At 71.5% G+C, this 18,171-nt stretch carries 21 protein-coding genes and 1 tRNA gene; 10 read left to right on the plus strand and 12 right to left on the minus strand.

The annotated features are described in order from the left end of the window. Nucleotides 1–2: 2 nt before the first annotated feature. Nucleotides 3–485, plus strand: a complete 483-nt coding sequence (locus IF06_RS0123900; RefSeq protein WP_174361689.1) for a MarR family winged helix-turn-helix transcriptional regulator — start codon at nucleotides 3–5, stop codon at nucleotides 483–485. Nucleotides 486–509: 24 nt separating this feature from the next. On the opposite strand, the gene IF06_RS0123905 is transcribed toward IF06_RS0123900, so the two are convergent. Continuing rightward, nucleotides 510–1,523: a potassium channel family protein gene (locus IF06_RS0123905; protein ID WP_013473883.1), complete on the minus strand. Its 1,014-nt coding sequence runs from the start codon at nucleotides 1,521–1,523 to the stop codon at nucleotides 510–512. Between the two features lie 159 nt (nucleotides 1,524–1,682). On the opposite strand from IF06_RS0123905, the gene IF06_RS0123910 reads away from it, so the two are divergent. Both IF06_RS0123910 and IF06_RS0123915 read left to right on the plus strand, forming a co-directional pair. Then, nucleotides 1,683–2,324 (plus strand): helix-turn-helix domain-containing protein, encoded by a 642-nt coding sequence (locus tag IF06_RS0123910; RefSeq protein ID WP_030273673.1) that lies wholly within the window; start codon nucleotides 1,683–1,685, stop codon nucleotides 2,322–2,324. A 125-nt stretch (nucleotides 2,325–2,449) separates the two neighbouring features. Continuing rightward, nucleotides 2,450–3,040 (plus strand): ATP-dependent Clp protease proteolytic subunit, encoded by a 591-nt coding sequence (locus IF06_RS0123915; RefSeq protein ID WP_013283850.1) that lies wholly within the window; start codon nucleotides 2,450–2,452, stop codon nucleotides 3,038–3,040. Between the two features lie 47 nt (nucleotides 3,041–3,087). Here IF06_RS0123915 and IF06_RS0123920 read toward each other — a convergent pair whose 3' ends face one another. Together IF06_RS0123920 and IF06_RS0123925 are read right to left on the minus strand one after the other, a co-directional pair. Next, nucleotides 3,088–4,887, minus strand: coding sequence for a hypothetical protein (locus tag IF06_RS0123920; protein WP_013283849.1), 1,800 nt, complete (start codon nucleotides 4,885–4,887; stop codon nucleotides 3,088–3,090). A 120-nt stretch (nucleotides 4,888–5,007) separates the two neighbouring features. Further along, nucleotides 5,008–5,784 carry an HAD-IIB family hydrolase gene (locus tag IF06_RS0123925; RefSeq protein ID WP_030273674.1) on the minus strand — a complete coding sequence of 259 codons (777 nt, stop codon included), beginning with the start codon at nucleotides 5,782–5,784 and terminating at the stop codon, nucleotides 5,008–5,010. A 223-nt stretch (nucleotides 5,785–6,007) separates the two neighbouring features. On the opposite strand from IF06_RS0123925, the gene IF06_RS0123930 reads away from it, so the two are divergent. The 3 genes from IF06_RS0123930 (at nucleotide 6,008) to IF06_RS0123940 (ending at nucleotide 7,585) form a co-directional block, all read left to right on the plus strand. Next, nucleotides 6,008–6,358 (plus strand): hypothetical protein, encoded by a 351-nt coding sequence (locus IF06_RS0123930; RefSeq protein ID WP_030273675.1) that lies wholly within the window; start codon nucleotides 6,008–6,010, stop codon nucleotides 6,356–6,358. Between the two features lie 316 nt (nucleotides 6,359–6,674). Beyond that, complete coding sequence (locus IF06_RS34010; RefSeq protein ID WP_013283846.1) at nucleotides 6,675–6,848, plus strand: hypothetical protein; 174 nt, start codon at nucleotides 6,675–6,677, stop codon at nucleotides 6,846–6,848. A 74-nt stretch (nucleotides 6,849–6,922) separates the two neighbouring features. Further along, on the plus strand, nucleotides 6,923–7,585 hold the full coding sequence (locus IF06_RS0123940; protein ID WP_232236757.1) for a DUF6882 domain-containing protein: 663 nt from the start codon (nucleotides 6,923–6,925) through the stop codon (nucleotides 7,583–7,585). Between the two features lie 8 nt (nucleotides 7,586–7,593). Here the strand turns inward: IF06_RS0123940 and IF06_RS0123945 are convergent. Together IF06_RS0123945 and IF06_RS0123950 are read right to left on the minus strand one after the other, a co-directional pair. Beyond that, nucleotides 7,594–7,669 (minus strand) — tRNA-Arg (locus IF06_RS0123945). Nucleotides 7,670–7,950: 281 nt separating this feature from the next. Beyond that, complete coding sequence (locus tag IF06_RS0123950) at nucleotides 7,951–9,327, minus strand: IS110 family transposase (protein ID WP_232236758.1); 1,377 nt, start codon at nucleotides 9,325–9,327, stop codon at nucleotides 7,951–7,953. Nucleotides 9,328–9,677: 350 nt separating this feature from the next. Between IF06_RS0123950 and IF06_RS34015 the strand changes: the two genes are divergently transcribed. Further along, a complete protein-coding gene (locus IF06_RS34015) occupies nucleotides 9,678–10,238 on the plus strand; it encodes a hypothetical protein (RefSeq protein ID WP_030273684.1) in 561 nt (186 codons plus the stop codon). 38 nt (nucleotides 10,239–10,276) lie between these two features. Here IF06_RS34015 and IF06_RS0123960 read toward each other — a convergent pair whose 3' ends face one another. The 7 genes from IF06_RS0123960 to IF06_RS0123990 are packed head-to-tail and all read right to left on the minus strand — an operon-like array spanning nucleotide 10,277 to nucleotide 15,712. Beyond that, nucleotides 10,277–11,122, minus strand: a complete 846-nt coding sequence (locus IF06_RS0123960) for a hypothetical protein (RefSeq protein ID WP_030273686.1) — start codon at nucleotides 11,120–11,122, stop codon at nucleotides 10,277–10,279. Beyond that, a complete protein-coding gene (locus IF06_RS0123965; RefSeq protein ID WP_030273688.1) occupies nucleotides 11,119–11,700 on the minus strand; it encodes an RNA polymerase sigma factor in 582 nt (193 codons plus the stop codon). Before IF06_RS0123965 ends, IF06_RS0123960 begins: the two co-directional genes overlap by 4 nt. Further along, nucleotides 11,697–12,377, minus strand: coding sequence for a hypothetical protein (locus IF06_RS0123970; RefSeq protein WP_052166211.1), 681 nt, complete (start codon nucleotides 12,375–12,377; stop codon nucleotides 11,697–11,699). The genes IF06_RS0123965 and IF06_RS0123970 overlap by 4 nt, the downstream gene beginning before the upstream one ends. Then, nucleotides 12,374–13,648 (minus strand): hypothetical protein, encoded by a 1,275-nt coding sequence (locus IF06_RS0123975; RefSeq protein ID WP_030273691.1) that lies wholly within the window; start codon nucleotides 13,646–13,648, stop codon nucleotides 12,374–12,376. Before IF06_RS0123975 ends, IF06_RS0123970 begins: the two co-directional genes overlap by 4 nt. Next, a complete protein-coding gene (locus IF06_RS0123980) occupies nucleotides 13,645–14,400 on the minus strand; it encodes an ABC transporter ATP-binding protein (RefSeq protein WP_030273692.1) in 756 nt (251 codons plus the stop codon). Before IF06_RS0123980 ends, IF06_RS0123975 begins: the two co-directional genes overlap by 4 nt. Beyond that, the gene (locus tag IF06_RS0123985) at nucleotides 14,397–15,182 is read right to left on the minus strand and encodes a zf-HC2 domain-containing protein (protein ID WP_030273693.1); all 786 of its coding nucleotides are present in this window, start codon (nucleotides 15,180–15,182) and stop codon (nucleotides 14,397–14,399) included. Before IF06_RS0123985 ends, IF06_RS0123980 begins: the two co-directional genes overlap by 4 nt. Beyond that, on the minus strand, nucleotides 15,179–15,712 hold the full coding sequence (locus IF06_RS0123990; protein WP_036311437.1) for an RNA polymerase sigma factor: 534 nt from the start codon (nucleotides 15,710–15,712) through the stop codon (nucleotides 15,179–15,181). The genes IF06_RS0123985 and IF06_RS0123990 overlap by 4 nt, the downstream gene beginning before the upstream one ends. A 345-nt stretch (nucleotides 15,713–16,057) precedes the next feature. On the opposite strand from IF06_RS0123990, the gene IF06_RS0123995 reads away from it, so the two are divergent. From IF06_RS0123995 to IF06_RS33675, 3 genes are all read left to right on the plus strand, one after another. Beyond that, a complete protein-coding gene (locus IF06_RS0123995) occupies nucleotides 16,058–16,561 on the plus strand; it encodes a SigE family RNA polymerase sigma factor (RefSeq protein ID WP_030273696.1) in 504 nt (167 codons plus the stop codon). Then, entirely contained in the window at nucleotides 16,558–17,409 is an 852-nt protein-coding gene (locus IF06_RS0124000) for a hypothetical protein (protein WP_232236760.1), read from the plus strand. The genes IF06_RS0123995 and IF06_RS0124000 overlap by 4 nt, the downstream gene beginning before the upstream one ends. A gap of 267 nt (nucleotides 17,410–17,676) precedes the next feature. Then, nucleotides 17,677–17,829 (plus strand): hypothetical protein, encoded by a 153-nt coding sequence (locus IF06_RS33675; RefSeq protein WP_157551527.1) that lies wholly within the window; start codon nucleotides 17,677–17,679, stop codon nucleotides 17,827–17,829. Nucleotides 17,830–18,171: the final 342 nt, after the last annotated feature.

The raw sequence follows: 18,171 nt of genomic DNA on the forward strand, positions 1-18,171 counted from the left end.
ACATGTCCGCCGCACCGGTCGAGGAGTCCGAGCGCCGCTCCGGGCCTTTGCTCGACCACCTGGCCCGGCGGATGCGGCTGCGCTCGGAATCGGTGCTCGCCCCGCTGGGCCTGCGCCCCCGCCACCTGGTGGCGCTCACCGTGCTGCGCGACGCCGGCGGAATCAGCCAGCAGGCGCTCGCCGGCACGCTCCAGATCGACAGCACGAACGTGGTCGGCCTGCTCAACGACCTGGAGGCGGACGGCCTGGCCGAGCGCCGCCGCTCCCCGGAGGATCGCCGCCGGCACGAGGTACGCCTCACCGAGGCGGGCACGAAGCGACTGCGCGAGGCGGAGTGCGCGCTCGCCGGGGCGGAGGAGGAGGTCCTCGGCGCGCTGGCTCCGGGCGAGCGGGACCTGCTCTACGACCTGCTGCGACGGGCCACCCAGGGCCGGTCGTCGACCTGCGGCGAAGTGATCGCGGAGGGCGGCCCGGGCGCCTGCTGACCGCTGGCGCTCAGCGGGGCCGGGTCAGATCGCGGTGGTGGCCTGCGGCCGGTCGTCCCGGACGTGGACGAGCATGTCGCCGGTCTCGATCACCGCGCCCGCGCGGTCGTTGAGCGTGACCACCTTGCCCCGGCGGACCAGCGCGATGACCAGCGACTCCAGCTCACGCGGGGAGCGCCCCACCTCGTCGCGCTCGGCCGACCGCATGGCCAGCGCCATGCCCTGACCCGGGGTGAGCAGGTCCTCCACCACGTCGATCAGGGGCGGGGCCGAGGTGGACAGGCCGAGCAGCCGCCCGGCCGTGGCCGACGAGACGATCACGTGGTGCGCGCCGCTCTGCTTGAGCAGCGGCGCGTTCTCCGCCTCCCGGACCGCCGCGATGATGCGTACCTGACCGGCGGTGAGCTGCCGGACCGTGAGCGCCACCAGCACCGACGCGTCGTCGCTGTCCGTCGCGATGATGACCGACTTCGCGGTACGCACGTGCGCCTGCTCCAGCACCGACGAGCGGGTCGCCGAACCCTCGATCGTCACCAGCCCGTTGGAGGTGGCCTGCCGCAGCGCCGGCCCGCTCCGCTCGACCACCACGATCTTGGACTTGTCCGTGCCGTTCTCCAGCAGGGCGGAGACCGCGCTGCGGCCCTTGGTGCCGTAGCCGCAGATGATGACGTGGTCCTTCACGGTTCTCCTCCACCGCGACAGGCGACGGCCGGTGCGGTACTGCTCGGTCAGGACTTCCAGGGTGGTGCCGACCAGGATGATCAGGAACAGCACCCGGGCGGGGGTGATGAACAGGACGTTCGCCAGCCGCGCCGACGAACTGACCGGGGTGATGTCGCCGTACCCGGTGGTGGAGAGCGAGACCACCACGTAGTAGAAGCAGTCGAGCAGGCTCAGGCCGCTCTCGTCCACGTCGCGGTAGCCGTCGCGGTCGAGCCAGACCACCGCCACCGTGGCGAAGACCAGGCCGAGGGCGGCGAGCAGGCGCAGACTCAGCGCGCTCAGCGGCCCCCGCCGTTGCGCGGGAAAATGGATCACCGTCGGCCCTGCTCCGCCACCGTCGCCTGCACGCCCACAAGATAACGGGTACGTGGGGATTCGGCCCGCCGGGTGCCGAACGGAACGGCCGGGGCGCTTCCGGGGGCGTGGACGGGGCATGATGGGGACGTCCGGGACGGCGACCGCGAGGAGGCCGGCATGTCGTTGCTGCGACGCGTGATCGGCGGGGTGCTCCGGCGCATCCGCCTGCGCCAGGGCCGCACGCTGCGCGAGGTGGCCCTGGCCGCCGGCGTCTCCCTGCCCTACCTCTCCGAGGTCGAACGCGGCCGCAAGGAGGCCTCCTCCGAGGTGCTGGCCGCGATCTGCCGCGCGCTCGGCATCCACCTCGCCGACCTGCTCGAAGAGGCCCGCGACGAGCTGCGCCGGGAGCGTCCGGCCCCGGTCGGCCCCGGGGTCTCGGCGGCCCGCTTCGACCGGGTGCCGACCGCCCGCACCGGGCCACAGCTGCGGGTCGGCCCGCCGCGGCTGTCCGTCACGCGCCGCCCGGCCGTGTCGCCCCGCCCACCAGTGACCCGGCGACCTGCCGTCTCGCTCCGGCCGCACGTCGCCCGCCGCCCGGTCACCGCCACGCCGCTGCTGGGCGGCGCGCTGCGGCCCTTCGGCCTGGTGCCGGCGCCGCTCGGTGCGCCCCTCGACGCCGCCACGCCGATCGGGTTCGCCGGCGGCATCCGGATCTGGCCGGCTCCCTCCGCCCCGGCCGTCCGCCCCCGTCCGCGTACCTCCGTCACTGTCGCCCGGCGGCGAGCCCGCGCGGGCCGGCGGCGGCCGGTCGCCGCGTAGCTTCTGCCCAGGGCGAATCTGCCGCCGGCAGAAAGCCTGGGCCGCACGGGTGCGCCCGGCGGACGCTGGAGACCGCCGGGTTCCCGGGCGGTCCCCCGCCCACCGGCGTACGGAGGTGGGCGGCGATGGGTGGCATCTGGATGCTCGACGAGGGACAGCCGGCGTTCGGCGACCGGGTCTTCGAGCGGCTGCTGAAGGAGCGGATCATCTTCCTCGGCACCGAGGTCACCGACGCGTCGGCCAACCAGATCTGCGCGCAGATCCTGCTCCTCGCGGCCGAGGACGCGGAGCGCGACATCTTCCTCTACATCAACTCGCCGGGTGGTTCGGTCAGCGCCGGCATGGCCGTCTACGACACCATGCGGTACGTCAAGAACGACGTGGCGACGCTGGCGCTCGGGATGGCCGGCTCGATGGGCCAGTTCCTGCTCTGCGCCGGGGCGGCGGGCAAGCGGTTCGCGCTGCCGCACTCGCGGATCATGATGCACCAGCCGTCCGGCGGGATGGGCGGCACCGCCGCGGACATCACCATCCAGGCCGAGAACATGCTGCACGTGAAGCGCACCATGCAGGAGCTGATCGCCCAGCACAGCGGGCGGACGCTGGAGGAGATCCAGCGCGACTGGGACCGCGACCGCTGGTTCACCGCCGAGCAGGCCCGCGAGTACGGCCTCGTCGACCAGGTGCTCACCCGCGTCGACCAGCTCGCGGCGTGAGCGGGCGCGGCCCGGCCGGTCCCGCACCGGCCGGGCCGCCCTCGCGGTCAGGGGTAGGTGACCACCGTGCTGGTGCCGTACGACCCGACGACAGGCGTGCCGATCTCGTTGATCGTGCGCTCGATGCCGCCGCTGCCGTCCAGGAACACGGTGATCGCGTCGTGGAACCGCACCCCGGCCCGGCGCGGCGCCTCGATCCCCCGGTCGCAGCGGATGTCCACGCCCTGGTTGAAGTACGAGTACACGCCCAGTCCCCACGCCTCGTGCGTGCGGACGTGGTCGGCCACCTTGTACGACGCCCAGCCGTTGCCGGTCGGGCTGCGCCAGGCCGCCTGGCTCGGCGGGTCGTAGGGCAGTTCGCTCTGGTAGAACACGGTCCGGCCGCGCTCGCCGTTCCAGATCGTCTGCCAGCGCTGGTAGTGCTCGACGAACAGCCCGTACGCGGTCACGTCGTCGCCGTTGACGATCACGCCGGTGGCAGCGGTGTTCACGGTCCAGCCGATCGTGCCGGCCCGGCCGTGGTCGCCGCGCCAGGCCCAGATGTTGTCGATGAGCGTGTGCCGGCTGTGCACCACCAGACTCGTCACCGCCCGCCCGGCGTACGGGCCGCCGATGCGGAAGAAGACGTCCTGCAGCGAGATCGGGTTCGTGGCGTGCGACCGGTGGCAGTGCCGCGTACCGACCTCGACCAGCACCGGCGACTCGACCGGCCCGGCGTCCACGAGCACCCCGGCGATGCGGACCCCGTCCACGTCCTCGATCCGCAGCGCCGCGTCCCCGCGGTCCGGCACCAGGCTGGGCATGCCGAGGCCGAGCACGACGGTGTCCGGGCGGCGTACCCGCAGGGCCCGGTCCAGGTGGTAGACGCCGGGGGTGAGCAGCAGGTGCCGGCCCCGGGCCAGTTCGGCGTTGATCCGCTTGGCCGAGTCGGTGGGCCGGGCCAGGTAGAACGCGGACAGCGGCAGCGACGGCACCGGCGCGCCGCCGGTGGCCCAGGTGGTGCCGGCGGTGTCGCGGCGCAGGCGCGGTACGGCGACCCGCCAGGCCCCGCGGGCGTCGACGAACAGGTACGGCTTCTCCCGGGTGACCGGGCTGGTCGGCAGCGTGGTGTACGGCGGGTCGGGGAAGCCCTGCGCGGGCGCGCCGATGACGCCGGAGAAGACCTGGTTCCACACGCCGTTGGTCCACTCGCCGCCGAGTTCGCTGTCCCGGGTGAGCCACTGCTGCTGGGAACCGTTGATGGTGATGCCGTCCACCTTGGAGTCGGCGATGTAGCCGCCGCTGGAGTAACCGCCGTTGCCGGGTTCCAGCCACAGCACGCCCTTGACGTGCACCCGGCGCATCGGTGACGCCTGCGAGACGGCCCATTGGTTCGACCAGTCGGTCGGGGTGACAGCGAGGTTCTCCGCCGAGCGCCAGAAGTTGGTGAGCGCGGAGATGCCGGCGGGCGAGTTCGGGTCCGGCTGCCCGACCACCCGGACCGCGCCGTGGATCTCCACGTCGTCCGGGTGGGCGCCGAGACCGGCCACAGTCGTGTAGTAGCCGAGCCGGGCGTCCACCTCGTAGCGGCCGGGCTTGAACAGCACGGCGTACCTGTCGAAGCCCATCTCGTTGCGTTCCTGGGCAGTGAACAGCCGGTCCAGCGTGGACTGGATCTCCTCGACCGGCGTGCTGGGGTCGTACACGAAGACGTTCGGGCCGAAGTCGGGCTCGCGACCGGGGCGCGCGGCCGGCGATGCGGCCGGGGACGCAGCCGCGGCGCCGGCCGGGAGGCCGAGGGCGGTGAGCGAGGCCGCGGAGGCGGTGAGCGTGAGGAAACGGCGGCGGGAGGGGTCGGGTGATCGCATCTGCCTGCCTGTTCGGTGATGGGACGGGAGAGCGCTCTCTCGGCTGTTCCTACCTCATCACCGTCGATACCGCCAGAGCCCGCCGGTTCCGGAACCGGCGGGCTCTGCTGCGGGCTGTGCTCAGGCGCGCTCGGCGCGCTGCTGCACCAGGTCGTCGACGAGCTTCTCGACGTAGTCGGCGGTCTCCTCCCAGCGGGTGACCGCGACGCAGCGGATGCCCATCGCCTTGACCGGGTAGTCGTTGCCACCCACGTCCAGGCGGTCACCCACGAAGAGCACGTTGTCGATCTTCAGGTCCAGGTGTTCCAGCAGCTTCCGCATGCCGTACGCCTTGTCCACGCCCTTGCGGGTGACGTCGATCGAGGTCGAGCCGCCGCCACGCACCTCCAGGTCGGGCAGCTTCGCCGCGACCGCGTCCCGCAGTCGGCGCTTCTTGTCGCCGTCCGGATCCCAGCCGTACTTCTCGGCCGGCGGGGCGGACTGCCCCAGCGCGGAGAACGTGATCTGGCTGCCCCGGTCCTCGATGATGTCGCCCCAGGTCTTCGCCTCCCACAGGCCCAGCGCCTGCGCCGACTCGGTGAGCGCGGCGACGACACGGGCCTTGTCGGCCTCGGTCAGATCCTCCGCGTAGACCTGCCGCCAGTCCCCGTCGGACCAGCGGTAGTAGCGGGTGCCGCAGGTCGGCATCAGGTGCAGCCGGTCGCGCTGCTCCTCGGTGAGGTCGAGGTGGGCGAGCACCTGCGACTGGAACTGCTCGAACCGGCCACCGGAGATGACCAGCACGTCCACCTCGGTGAGCAGGTGGCCGAGCAACTCCGCCATCCGACGATCGATCTGGGACTTGGAAATCGCCAGGGTGTCGTCGAGATCGAACGCCACCACTCGAAGATCGTTCACGAATACCTCATGTCGTCGCGGACAGGCCAGGACCTGCCAGGGTACCGACGGGTCCTGGCACCGGCCTGAGCGCCCGGCGGGTGACACGTCCCCTCGACGGAGCGTAACCCGGCGGGTCTCCGGGCGGCCCCGCTTCCCGCTCCCGGCGTCAGCGCTCCCCCGTCGACGGGATCGTCGATCGTCGACAGCGTTCGGGCTGATACTTACCTTCATCGACGGAGGGGTGCCGGCCGCCGCCGCGCCCGCCGACGACATGTCCACGCCGGCGGGTTCGTCCACCTTCCCGCTGGCCGACCCGGACACCCTGCTGGCGAAGGACGGCTCCTACGTCACCTACGGCACCACAGTCGGCGCCGGGACCGGCGCGCGCTGCGGCGCGACCGGCAGGCTGTACGTACCGGTCCTGGTCCACGGCTCCGGCAACAGCGTCGGCATGGCCGACTGCGCCTCGCACGACGCGCTGCCGTCCGGCCAGGGCGCCTGGGCCGTGGCGTGGCACTGGTGGAACGGCTCCGCCCGCTTCCCGATGACCGGCGTCCTGACCCGCTCCTCCACCGGCTTCCTCGTCTCGTAGCCGGCGTGCCGCGGGCCGGTCCCGCGGCCTGGCGCGCCTGACGACACTAATGCTCACCATGTGCTTTGGCGTAGTCACGCTGAGTTGAACTGCTTCACGGAAAATTGCATTTGGCAAGAGATGGCACCGAAATTTTCTCGATGCGATGCATCTGCTTGTCAGGTACCCGACAGTGAATTGCCCACTCTTGTGCTAGCCGTCCGCCGGGAGGATGCTCGAACGGTCGAACGGCACTGCGTCGCCTCGCACAGAGGGCGGCGCCCGGCTGCCACCGGACGCCGCATTCGACTCCACCGCTGCAACGGAAGGAGTCACGTTGACTGTAATCCCTCACGGGTCAGACTTCGAGACACCAGAGGACGAGGACGAAACCGTTGCCGAGCCGACCGACCGGCACCGGCTCATCCTGGCGTACATCAAGACGCTCAGTCCGATCATCGCCGCCGTCGTCGCCTGCATCGGGACGCTGGTGGCAGCGCTGGTCCGCTGACCCGCCGGCCCCGCGCTCCGGCTCCGGCCGGACGCGGGGCCGTCCCGCGCTGAATGGTCTGGCACACTGCGGCGATGCCGACGTTTGATCGACTCTTCGCCGAACATGTCGGCACCGGCCTGGCCCGCCAGATGGCGCTGGCCGACCTGCTCGGCGAGCGCGACTGGCAGCTCGACGTGCCCGACGGCATCGCGACGTTCGGGACCGACCTGCGGTACCGCGTCCAGCTCCTCGGCACCGAGAGCCACGACAACGGCACCTGGCTGTGGGCCTGGGCCAACGACGCCAGCAACCTCCCGCCGGCGTTGCTGCATCTGGCCGGCTGGCTTCGCGAGTACGGGCACCGCCAACGGGTCGCCGAACTCACCGAACCCACGTTCCCGCTTCAGCGCGCCGACGGACACCGCCTCGCCCTGCTGGCGTCCGGCCTGACCGGCCGCTGCTACTACCGCGGGCCGTACGACGGCGGCGCCGTCTTCTTCCACCTCGACGACGCCCCACCGCAGATCACCGCGCCGGTCCGGCCCGAGCGGGCGCTGACCGTCCTGACGCAGGCCCTTCAGTCCTTCCCGGTGGAGCACCGCGTCGCCGTCGAGTCGTTCCTGCACCAGCAGGGGTGGCGGCTGGATCGGGCGCCGATGTCGGTGACGGCGCAGGATCGGGGCGGGTCGGTCCTGCGTATCGACTTCGACGTGATGGGTCGGGTCAGCAACCTGTCGGGAACGGTCAGCCCGTAGGCGGAATGTGGTGCCCCCGGCAGGATTCGAACCTGCGACACACGGTTTAGGAAACCGATGCTCTATCCCCTGAGCTACGAGGGCGCGAGCGCCTAGTCTAGCGACCTGGGGGTTCACCTGGGGTGGCAGGGAGTGGCCCACCTTCACCCACGTTCCCCGGACCGCCGTTGTCCCAGCCCAGGACCACAGCTCGAGCACACGAACCCCGGTTTGCGACCGGCGGTCGGCCGCAGTGGCTCGCGTTGGCACCGGTTCACCCGGGTTGGCATCCGCTGGAGGAGTCTCCATGCGACTCTGGTTGATCTTGGTGGGCAGGGTCGAGTGGCCGGCGGGACCGGGGGCGCGTCGGCGGGGAGCGTGCTGGTTCAGGCTGCGGCGCGGATCGCCGGTGCCGGTCGGGTGAAGGTCTTGCCGTCACGGACAAGAGCCCAGAGGACGTCGACGCGTCGTCGGGCGAGGGCGAGGATGGCTTGCCGGTGGTTTTTGCCTTCGCCGCGTTTCTTCTCGTAGTACGCGCGGGAGGCAGGGCATTCCCGGGCGGCGGTAAACGCGGCCATCCACAGAATGTGCCGCAGCCGTCGGTGATAGCGGCGAGGCTGGCGATGATTTCCGGAGACCGTTCCGGAGTCGCGGGAGACAGGTGCCAGGCCGGCGTGGGCGGCCAGTTTCGCGGCGTTGTCGTATTCGGTCATGCCGGCGGTGTGGACGAGCAGTTCGGCGGTGAGTAGGGGTCCCATGCCGGGCAGGCTGCTGACGATCGGCGTGAGTGGGTGCTGGTCGAGGTGTTCGGCGATGAGGCCGTCGACGGCGGCGATGCGTTGGTCGAGGGCGAGGATCTCGGTGGCCATCTGCCCGACCACCACAGCGGCGGCGCGTTGGCCGGGCAGGGTGGCGGTCTGCTGCCGGGCGGCGGCGACCAGCGCCTCGGCGACGTGGACGGCGTTCTTGACGTGGCCGCGGCGGAGCAGGGCGGTGATCCGGTCGACGCCGGCGTGCCGGATCGCCGCCGGGGTCTGCCAGCAGGCGAGGACCATCATCGGGCCTTTCCGGTTGAGGTCCACGGCCCGCTCCAGGGCGGGGCTGATCCCGGTGAGCAACTCCTGCAACCGGAACAGGGTGGCGACGCGCTGCCCGACGAGGTCAGCGCGGTAGCTGGTCAGCACAGTCAGTTCGGCGAGGAGCCGGTCGGACGGCTCCAGGACGGGGATGTCGGGGCGCATGCGGATGGTCTGGGCGATCACCACCGCATCGCGGGCATCGTTCTTGTTCTCCCCGGCGAACGCGGCGGCCATGTGGAACGCGACGGTGCCGGAGACGTACCGGACCTGGACCTGCCGCCGCCATAGCAGGGTCAGCAGCAACGCGGACAGGCCGGTGGTGACGTCGACCGCCCAGCAGACCGGCCGGCCGTGCGTCGACACCTCAGCCATGACGGTGAGCAGGGCGGTTTCGTCGTTGGCGACCCGGCGGGAGTAGACCAGCCGGCCGTCACCGTCAACGGCGGCGACATGGTGGTGGGTCTTGCCGATGTCCACGCCGATCCACAGCTTCGCCACGATCGCGCTCCCCTCTACTTGATCGTCTCTCGGATGGCCTTCGTCTGCGGGTTCGGGTTTGCCGGCACCTTCTAGCGATGCGAACGCGGGTCGCGGGTCTCCATCAGCGGTCGACCGAATCTCACAGACGACGAAGCGGCGGGTGGCATCTCCTACCGTCAGCCAAACGATCTCGGCGAAACACACGCAGCCATACCCACCGCCTCCGGGCATCAGGGTCTACGGCCACCAGGGCCGTGCCCGTTCAACCAACCCGCTCGCGCGGCGGGAATGAGTGGCACCTCGAAGCTCAGCCACAGGCACGGCCGAACACGCACAGCCATCCCCACCCCGGCCCCCGGGCACGGCAGCCCTAGCCTGCCGCCGTCGCTGGTAAGCGCCCGGACACCATGTGCGGGAACCCGGGGAGCATCAGCGCTCCATCGAGCGCGGGGAAGGCGTACGGCGTGACTGCCCATAACGGGGGCGCGGGGCCGCCGCTCCGCGACCGGCCTGATTCCCACGCCAACCGTCGCTGCAGCGGCTTGAATAGCGGTGTGCAGGTCAGCAAGGACGGGCGGAGTTGGCGCATCGGTGCCGCCGCCGACGTGAGTTGGATCGCTGGTCACACCACTGCCGGTGTCTCGATCACCACCGCCATCCCGCTGGTCTTCGACGCCTACGCCACCACGTACCAGGCCGACGACGTCACCGCCGCCGCCTACGAGCACGCCCTGGTCGAGGACCTCACCACGCACACCCCCGATCAGCCCTGGTGGCTGGCCTACCTCGACACCGGCGCCCACGACGTCGTCTTCCCCCACGCCCCGAGGGTGTTCCTCTACTGGAACTGGCCGTACGTGCTGGTCGAGGCCGGCCCCGAGCAAGCCCTCACCTGGCGCACCGGTGGTCACATACGCCACCCGCACGGCGCGCTACCCGACCTGTTCTTCCCCGCCGACCGATCGTGGCTGGTCTCCGCGCTCTGGGACGACACCTGGACCTGCGTCGGCGGCCCGGCACCACTGATCCACACCCTCGAACGCGACCCCCTGGCCAACGCCCGCCAGGTCCGAGCCGACGAGGACGCGCTGCCACCAGGGCTGACCCGCGAGTGACGACCAACGCCGAAGCCGCAGTCAGCCTCCAACGGTGGCTACCCTCGCCACTTCTCGGCCGGCCGGCAGCCACTGGTTGGCTTGCCGTAGATCCGCTTCCCGTCCGGACCCGCGTAGCAGTGCTCCAGCTGGTCTTCGGCCTGAAACAGCGGACGCCTGTCGATCTCCGCCCCCTTGGCGTCGTAACTGACCAGTTCAGGGGCGTTGCCGGCCTTGAGTCTGGCGCCGCTGGTCATCAGGCCGAACGCGCCCCCGGAGAGCCGGGCTGCCGTGATGTGGCCGTCACCGTGGTCGAGCACGAGCCGGTGGACACGCACGCTGACCCGGCCGCTGACGCTGACGTCCCCACCGTCGAACTCGGTGGAGGTCAGCAGCAGCCGCTGCACCGGCCCGGGCAGCCACTCACCGTGCGGCCAGGGCTCGGTGGCGCCCCCGCCGGACTCCCGAGCCATTCGAGGCGACTCGGCGTCGCAGGTGGCGTAGCCGACGTCGTTCATGAACAACACCAGCGCGCGGTCACCCCGCTCGATGGCCACCGCCAAATCGGCCAGGGACACCGGGACGGGTTGCTCGCTCGGGTCCTGCCGGGCCTGCCGTTGCGGGGAGTTCCACCGAAGGCACCGCTCGGCCGCGTCCTGCAGCGTCGGCGACAGCTCCCCGGCCCCCATGGCCAACACCTGCACGGTCGATCGGTCCGGCCGCTCCCACACCACCGCCGCGGCACCGGACGCCACAGCCAGCAGCACCGCCCCGGCCACGGCGATGCGCAGTCGTGGGGTACGAGCTGGGCGCGGCCTCACGAAGCCGAGGATCCGGGCCCGCATCGCGCGCGCCGTCCCCGGCGGCAGGTCCCGCTCCGCAGGTAGGTCGAGAATGTCGTTCACCGCTTCCCCTCCTGGATCTCCTCGGGCACCAGGCGAGCCAGGCGGCTGCGCGCGCGACTGACCCTGGACCGCACCGCCACCTCACTGATTCCCAGCACGGCTGCCGCGTCCGGGTACGACACGCCGGACCACAGGCACAAGGCCACCGCCTCCCGCTCGGCCGGTGACAACCGGCGGAGAACCGAGAGGACCTCGGCCATCCGCCGCTCGTCGTCGAGCCGCGCGGAAACCTCGTCTGCGAGGTCACCATCGGCGTACCGCTCCGCCGGTAGACGCCGTATCAGCGCCAGCCACCGGCGCGCCGACCGCCACTCGGAGCGGACCGCGTTGGTGGCGACGACCAGCAGCCACGGCAGCGCCGAGCCGTCCACCAGCCGGGCGTCGTGGCGGCGGCGCCACGCGACGAGGAACGTCGCCTGGGTGACGTCCTCGGCCGTCGCCCACGAGCCGGTCTGCCGGAACGCGTGGTTGTAGACCGGGCGGGAGTACCGGTCGAAGAGCCGACCGAACGCCGACTCTTCACCGGCGGCGATCGAGGACCACAGCTCCTCGTCCGACGGCCGTACCTGATGCCTCACACCACACTATGGCCGCTCACGCCGACTCTGTTGCAGGTCACCGGCGCACCTCTCGAACGAAAGCGGCGCCCAGCCGGCGCGCGGGACCCGCCGTGAACGTATCCCGCCGCACCGACGGCGAAGATCGTGACGGCGGTGAGCCAGGATGCTGTCGTGGTGGAGGGCTGGATCGGCCAGGCCCAAGCCGCGACGACCGCACCGGTATGGCGTGGAGCGGCGGCGTAGACGGCGCACACGTAGACGAAGGCGGGCAGCCACGCCAGCCGCGCGCCGAGCAGCACTGCGCCGCTGGCGACCAGTCCGATACAACCGAGAGCGTTGCGCACCAGTGCATGGGCGCCGAACGTGTCGGACTCCCGCAGCCCGGCCAGGCTGAGCGCCATGGCGGTGACGAGAGCGGCGACGAGAAGGTGACCGGCTCGCCAGACCCGCCACGGCAGGGGCGTGCTGCGTTCGAGGTCCTCGTCAGCGCCGGCGAGGGTGGGCCCCAGCAGTAGGGCGGCCAGCAGCGGTGCGAGTGCGACCACGGGGACGCGGGCGGCGGGTCCGTCGAAGTAGGGCCTGCCGGCGAGCCAGGTTCCGGCGGCCCAGGCCAGCAGCGTGATGACGCCGACACCAGCCACGAAGGTTGACGCGCCCCGGGAGCGCAGGTGCAGCGTGAGAAGCCGCCGGGTCACGGTTGCTGGCCGAGCCGGATCAGGGCTTGGGCGTCGCATCGGTCGGCCGCGTCGAGGTAGGTGGCGAACCAGGCACGCTGCGCCGGCTCCGGTAGTGCGCGGAGCCTGGTGAGGGATACATCGTCGGGGGTAGCTGCCTCGTCGAGCATCCAGTCGGTGGCCAGGGTGTCGGTCCGGTAGACCCGCTGGTCGATTCTGCGGACCCCGGAGGGGTCCTCACATCTGGCGCGGGTCACCTGCCGGAAGTCCGCACGCAGGTGTTCGGGGCTGGTCAAGCCGCCGAGCGCGGTGGACTGGGAACCGAGGTTCAGCCAGACCGTGTCGTCGTTCTGCTCGACGGACTGGCCGTCCGGCTGTGCGGCCTGGTCGACCGCCCGCCGGGGCGCTCCGGGTATCCCGTCGAGACGGGCCAGGATCGGCTGCACGACCGCGGTGACGTCGTCGATCAGGAAGGCGTTGATCCGGGACAGGCACACCTGGGGGCCGCTGCTCGTGCACACCAGCTCTACCGCGGCCGGGTTGGCCGGGAGGCGATGGGTGCCCGGCCCGGTGGTGATCGGCACGGCGGCGGCGACGGCGAGTCCGCCGGCCAGCAGGGCTGCTCGCCGCTGCCGCGCGGCGGCGGCGAGCAGCAGGACCGTCAGGGCCACCAGCCAGGCTGCCTGCAACACGGTGACCCGGCCGGGGACGAGCGAGTAAACCGCCCAGCCGCCGTAGACCGGAGACAGCCACGCGGCGGGCGTGCCGTCCCAGTAGACGACGATGGCCAGGCCCAGGTAGGTGGCCAAGCCGGCGATCGGCGCCGCCACCCGCAGCGGGACCAGTCGCCCGACGAGGACGCCGACCGCGCCGGCGGCGGCCAGGGCGAGGACGCCGACGGCCAAGGTCCACCACCAGCCTCCGCCGGCGTAGGTCGCGACCCGGGCGACCAGCACCGCCGCTCCGGCGAACGCGACCAGCACACCGGCGGCGCCGGCCAGTGTCACGGCGAGCCAGGCCACCACCAGCGGCTGCCAGCCCGGGCGCGGGGTGGAGGCGATCAGGTCGTCGATGTCGCGCCGCCGTTCCCGCCCGGACTGCCACGCCCCGGCAGCGATCATGACAGCGCACAGGATCAACAGCGACACCCGCAGGTAGTTCGCCAGGCCCGCCCACCGGCCACCCCAGTCGTCCGGGTGCACGGCCAGCATCCACACCCCGGCCCCGAACATCGCCACAGCGGCGAAGGGCGCCGTGCCGCGGCGTAGCTCCACCCTCAGCGCGCGCCTCACCGCGGTGCCGTCCGCGCGCCGCGCAGAACCGCCGTGTAGCCCCGTTCGATCGGGGAGTCGCCGCTGTCGCCGTCCCCACCGGCCGCGATCAGCTCATCGGGCAGGCCGGTGAAAACCAGCCGCCCCCCGTCGAGCAGGTTCACCCGGGTACACGCCGCCACAACGTCCTCCACCAAGTGAGTGCTGACCAGCACGACAGCATCCAGGCCCAGCTCCCGCAGCAGCGCCCGGAACTGCACCCGCTGCTCCGGGTCCAGACCCGCGGTCGGCTCGTCCAACAACAGCAGCCGAGGGTCGTTCACGATGGCCTGGGCGATGCCGGCGCGGCGCAGCATCCCGCCGGAGAGGTGCTTCATCCTGTCGTCGGCGCGCTCCAGCAGGCCGACCCGCTCGATCGCCCGGTCCACCGCCAGCGGGATCCGCGCCGGTGGCATCTCCTTCAGCCAGGCGAAGTACTCGACGAACTCCCGGACGGTGAAGCGCGGGTAGAAGCCGAACGTCTGGGGCAGGTAGCCCAATTGTCGGCGTGCCTGCCGCAACGCCGAGGGGTCGCCGATGTGGTGGCCCAGCAGCCGGACCTCACCCCGGTCGGGGCGCAGCACCGTGGCCAGGACCCGCATCAGGGTGGTCTTGCCGGCGCCGTTCGGGCCGAGCAACCCGTGCACCCCCATCCCCAGCTCGAGGTCCAGGTCGTCGAAGACGACTCGCTTGCCGTAGCTGACCCGCAGGCCGTCGACGCTCACCGTCGTCATGCTGGTTGCCTTTCCACCCGTTCCCGACGCACATACACCACCACCGCGGCCACCGCGGTGACGCCCAGCCATCCCGGGACGCTCGACACCAGGACCGCCAGACCGCCGACCGGCGGCGCCAGCACCACCACCGCCCACGCCCCCGCCACCACGAGCGCGGCGTACGCGGGCTCGATCAACGAGCCGAGCGCCAACGTCAGCACGGTCAACCCGACGCAGGGCAACAGCCACAGTCCCGGCGGACCGATGTCCGTCACCGCGCCGGCCAGGACCGCGACGGGTGCGGCCACCGTGAGCACCGCCAGCGTGCGCCACAGCACAATCGTCAGGCCGCCCTGCGGTGTCCCCGCGATCAACTCGTGCAGTGGATCAGTTCGCGGCCCGTACGACAGAGCCGTACCGACAGCGGGCAGCGCCGGCGCGATCAGCAGGAGCAGCCACGGCGGGACCACCGTCGGGCTAACCGCCAACCCCGCGGTGAGCAACCCGGTGACAGCCACCGACAGCAACCACGCCGTCCGCGCCGCAGGTCCCGCCCCCACCAACACCCTGATTCGCCGCCACCCGGTCGCCCGCCGCACCCGCCCCTGCGTCGGCAACCGGCCGCCCAGCGCCACCGCGACCGCCTCCACGACCAGAGCCGTCGACGCGTCCGATGCGATGCTCGTCCGGCAGGCCGAACAGCGGTCGAGGTGCGCCTCCACCGACCACGCGTCAACGTCAGCGAGGCGGCCCTCGGCGTACGCCGCCAGCACCCTGGCGTCGACGTGGAACCCGGTCACGACAGGGCCTCCCTCAACTCGCGGCGCGCCCGCATCGCCCGGGTCTTCACCGTGCCCTCCGGCACACCCAGCAACACCGCAGCCTCCCGCACCGTCAGGCCGTCCAGCACCGTTGCCTGCAACACCGCCCGCAACTCCGGAGCCAACCGGTGCAGCGCACGCTCCAACTCAGCGTCGTACGCGCCCGCCAGGACCTCGTCCTCCGCCGACGGAGACCACGCCAACACGTCCTCGCCCGGCTCCCCCACACCCTGCGGGCGAACCAACGCACGCCGCCGCGCGTCGATCAGCCGACCGGCCGCCACCGACCACAGCCAGCCCACCGCCGCACCGTCCCCGCGGTAGCCGGCCGCGGCCCGCCACACCGTCAGGAACGTTTCCTGCAACACCTCCCGGACCAACTCCGGATCCCGGCACCGGCGGCGCAGACGCAACACCAACCACGGCGCGTTACGCGCATACAGCACGTCGAACGCCCCGCGGTCACCCTCACCGACGAGGCGCAACAACTCCTCATCGCCCACATCCATCACGCAAGGTTAGGACGCATAACCGTCCGAAACGGTTCTCCGGGCAGGGGCGCCGTGGCGAAGTCCCGACACCACTCGGCGGTACGGCTTCAAGAACAGCCCTTCCCGGCACCTCATTGCCTAAGCTGCACACGGGACGGCGTGTCCGAGCCGATCAAGCCATTCCTGCCCCGGCCGGCCCGTCCGAGGCAAGGCGGGGCCAACCTTCGTCTCGTCGCATCGCGCTCATGGGCCCCGCTTGGCTCTCCTGAGCCCGCGAGGGCACCACCAGGGTTTCGGCTCGTGAAGCAACCCCGGGAGCCGCACCTAGCGTGACTATCTCGAATCGGGGGATCGGAGGCCTGGATGGGCGATCGCGACACGGCGTTCGCGGAGTACTTCGCGGCGAGGTCCGACGCGATGCGCGGCACCGCGTATCTGTTGTGCGGCGACTGGCACCGGGCGGAGGACCTGGTCCAGACCACGTTCACCAAGCTCTACCTCGTGTGGAACCGAGTCTCACGCCACGACGTGCTCGACTCCTACGTACGTCAGATCCTGATCCGGCTTTTCCTCGACGAACGGCGGCGGGGTTGGTGGCGGCGGGAGCGAGTCAGCGGCGCCGACGCCGAGGGACCGGCACCGGCTGACGCGCCGGAGGACCGGCTGGTGATGCTCCAGGCGCTGGCCGCCGTGCCGCCCCGCCAGCGAGCCGTCCTGGTTCTGCGCTACTGGGAGGACCTGTCGATCGAGGAGACAGCGACCGTGCTGAACTGCTCGCCGGGAACGGTGAAGAGCCAGGCCGTCCGCGGCCTGGACACGCTGCGCGGCCTCCTGTCACCCACCCACATCGGGGTCGAGAAGGGATGACGATGAACGGAGAGAAGCTGCGCGACGCCCTGCGCGACGAGATGACGAGCACTACTCCGCCACCACCGCTGAGTGCGCACGCCATGCTGAGCACCGCCCGACGCGCCCGGATGCGCCGCCGGACCCTGTGGGCCTGCGCCGGATCGGCGGCAGCAGTTCTGGCAGTCGCCGGCGTCGCGACCCTCGCCACCCCCGGCACCAGCGGCTACAGCCCCGCAGCTCCCCCGCCGCAGGCCGCCCCGCACCCGTCATCCAAGGACACCGCCCAGCCATGGCCGACCGGACCCGACGGCCAACCGCAGGAAGACCGCACCGCGCGAGCCGGCGCCAAACACGACCAGGGAATCCGGCTGCTCAACGAGATCGTCTCTGTCGTGCCGGCCGGATACACCGCGCCGGAGAACCCGGCGAACCAGCCCCCTGACCAGATGCCGCTACGGACGCACCAGGCGCAATTCGAAGACACAATCAACGGTGTCGACGTGTGGAGTTACATGTCCTCGGCCACCCTGGCCAAGGGTGATCGGATGGGACGCCTGCTCGTCGAGGTGCACACCGCAGGGAATCAGCTCCCCACGGAACCGTGCGCGCTGGCCCGCCAGTTCTGGGGCATGCAAGGCGAATGCGAAGTGGTCACCGTGGGAGCGTCACAGGTGGGTGTGGTGGTCCGGCCCGGCCGCGACGACCGGTTCGACCAGTGGGCCGCCTACCGACACCCGGACGGCGCGGTGGTGTTCGTCGCGCAGGGCGAGAAGATCGGAGACGACCAGCCAAGCCTGACCACACTGCCGTTCTCCGTACAGCAACTGGCGTCCCTCGCCGTCGATAACAGGTTCCACCTGCAGTGATGCACCTCGTGGCCGCCGCACGTCGGCGGCGGGTCCGACCGGGCAGGTCGACGTGGCCTGCCGGATTGCCGGACGGCCCAACGCCGGAGTGACAACAGCGGCGAAGCCCGTCCCGGGTTGGCGCCGGGTGAACGCTCGCCCGTGGGCATCATGCTCGCGGCGCTGTATGACGCGAGCTGTCGCCGCACTCGTGGCGAGAACCGGGCACCGACCAGGATGCTTACTCGCTGCTTTACACCAGGTCGCTCGCGATGGGTTGGCGTCACCATGGGACGGCCCTCGCGGCATTGGGCGACGTTCCGCCTGACGCTCGCCGAGGGGTCACTGGGCGCGCTCGGGTGGCTGGCCGGCTTCCTCGCCGACCTGAGCGCCCGACACGAAGTCACCAATCCGCTGCTGTTCACCGCCGGCAGGTCGTAGGCGGCCACCTGCTGGGGAAGCACCGCGGCGGCGGTTTGGCCGACACCGTAGATCAGGCTGCGCCACATCGGCACGGCGTGGGATCAGACCAACATCCCGGCTGTCTGTCGCCACTGCTCCCAGCAGCAGGTGTCGCCGGACGCCGTCTCGCACTGCTAGCGGCGCGCATGGCTACCGTGACGCGGCCGGTGGCATGCTCACCCGCCGGTTGACGGCATCGACGGCTACGCTGCCTTCATGGCGGCGTGTCCCGAGCTGACCAGGCCGGCCCCCCACGTGGGGTCCGGTCACGGTCTCTCCGGGGCAACCCCGGGGACGAACCACTCACCTCGGCACCACACC

The sequence above is a fragment of the Micromonospora globosa genome (genome assembly GCF_000717585.1).
Lineage (GTDB): Bacteria > Actinomycetota > Actinomycetes > Mycobacteriales > Micromonosporaceae > Micromonospora > Micromonospora aurantiaca.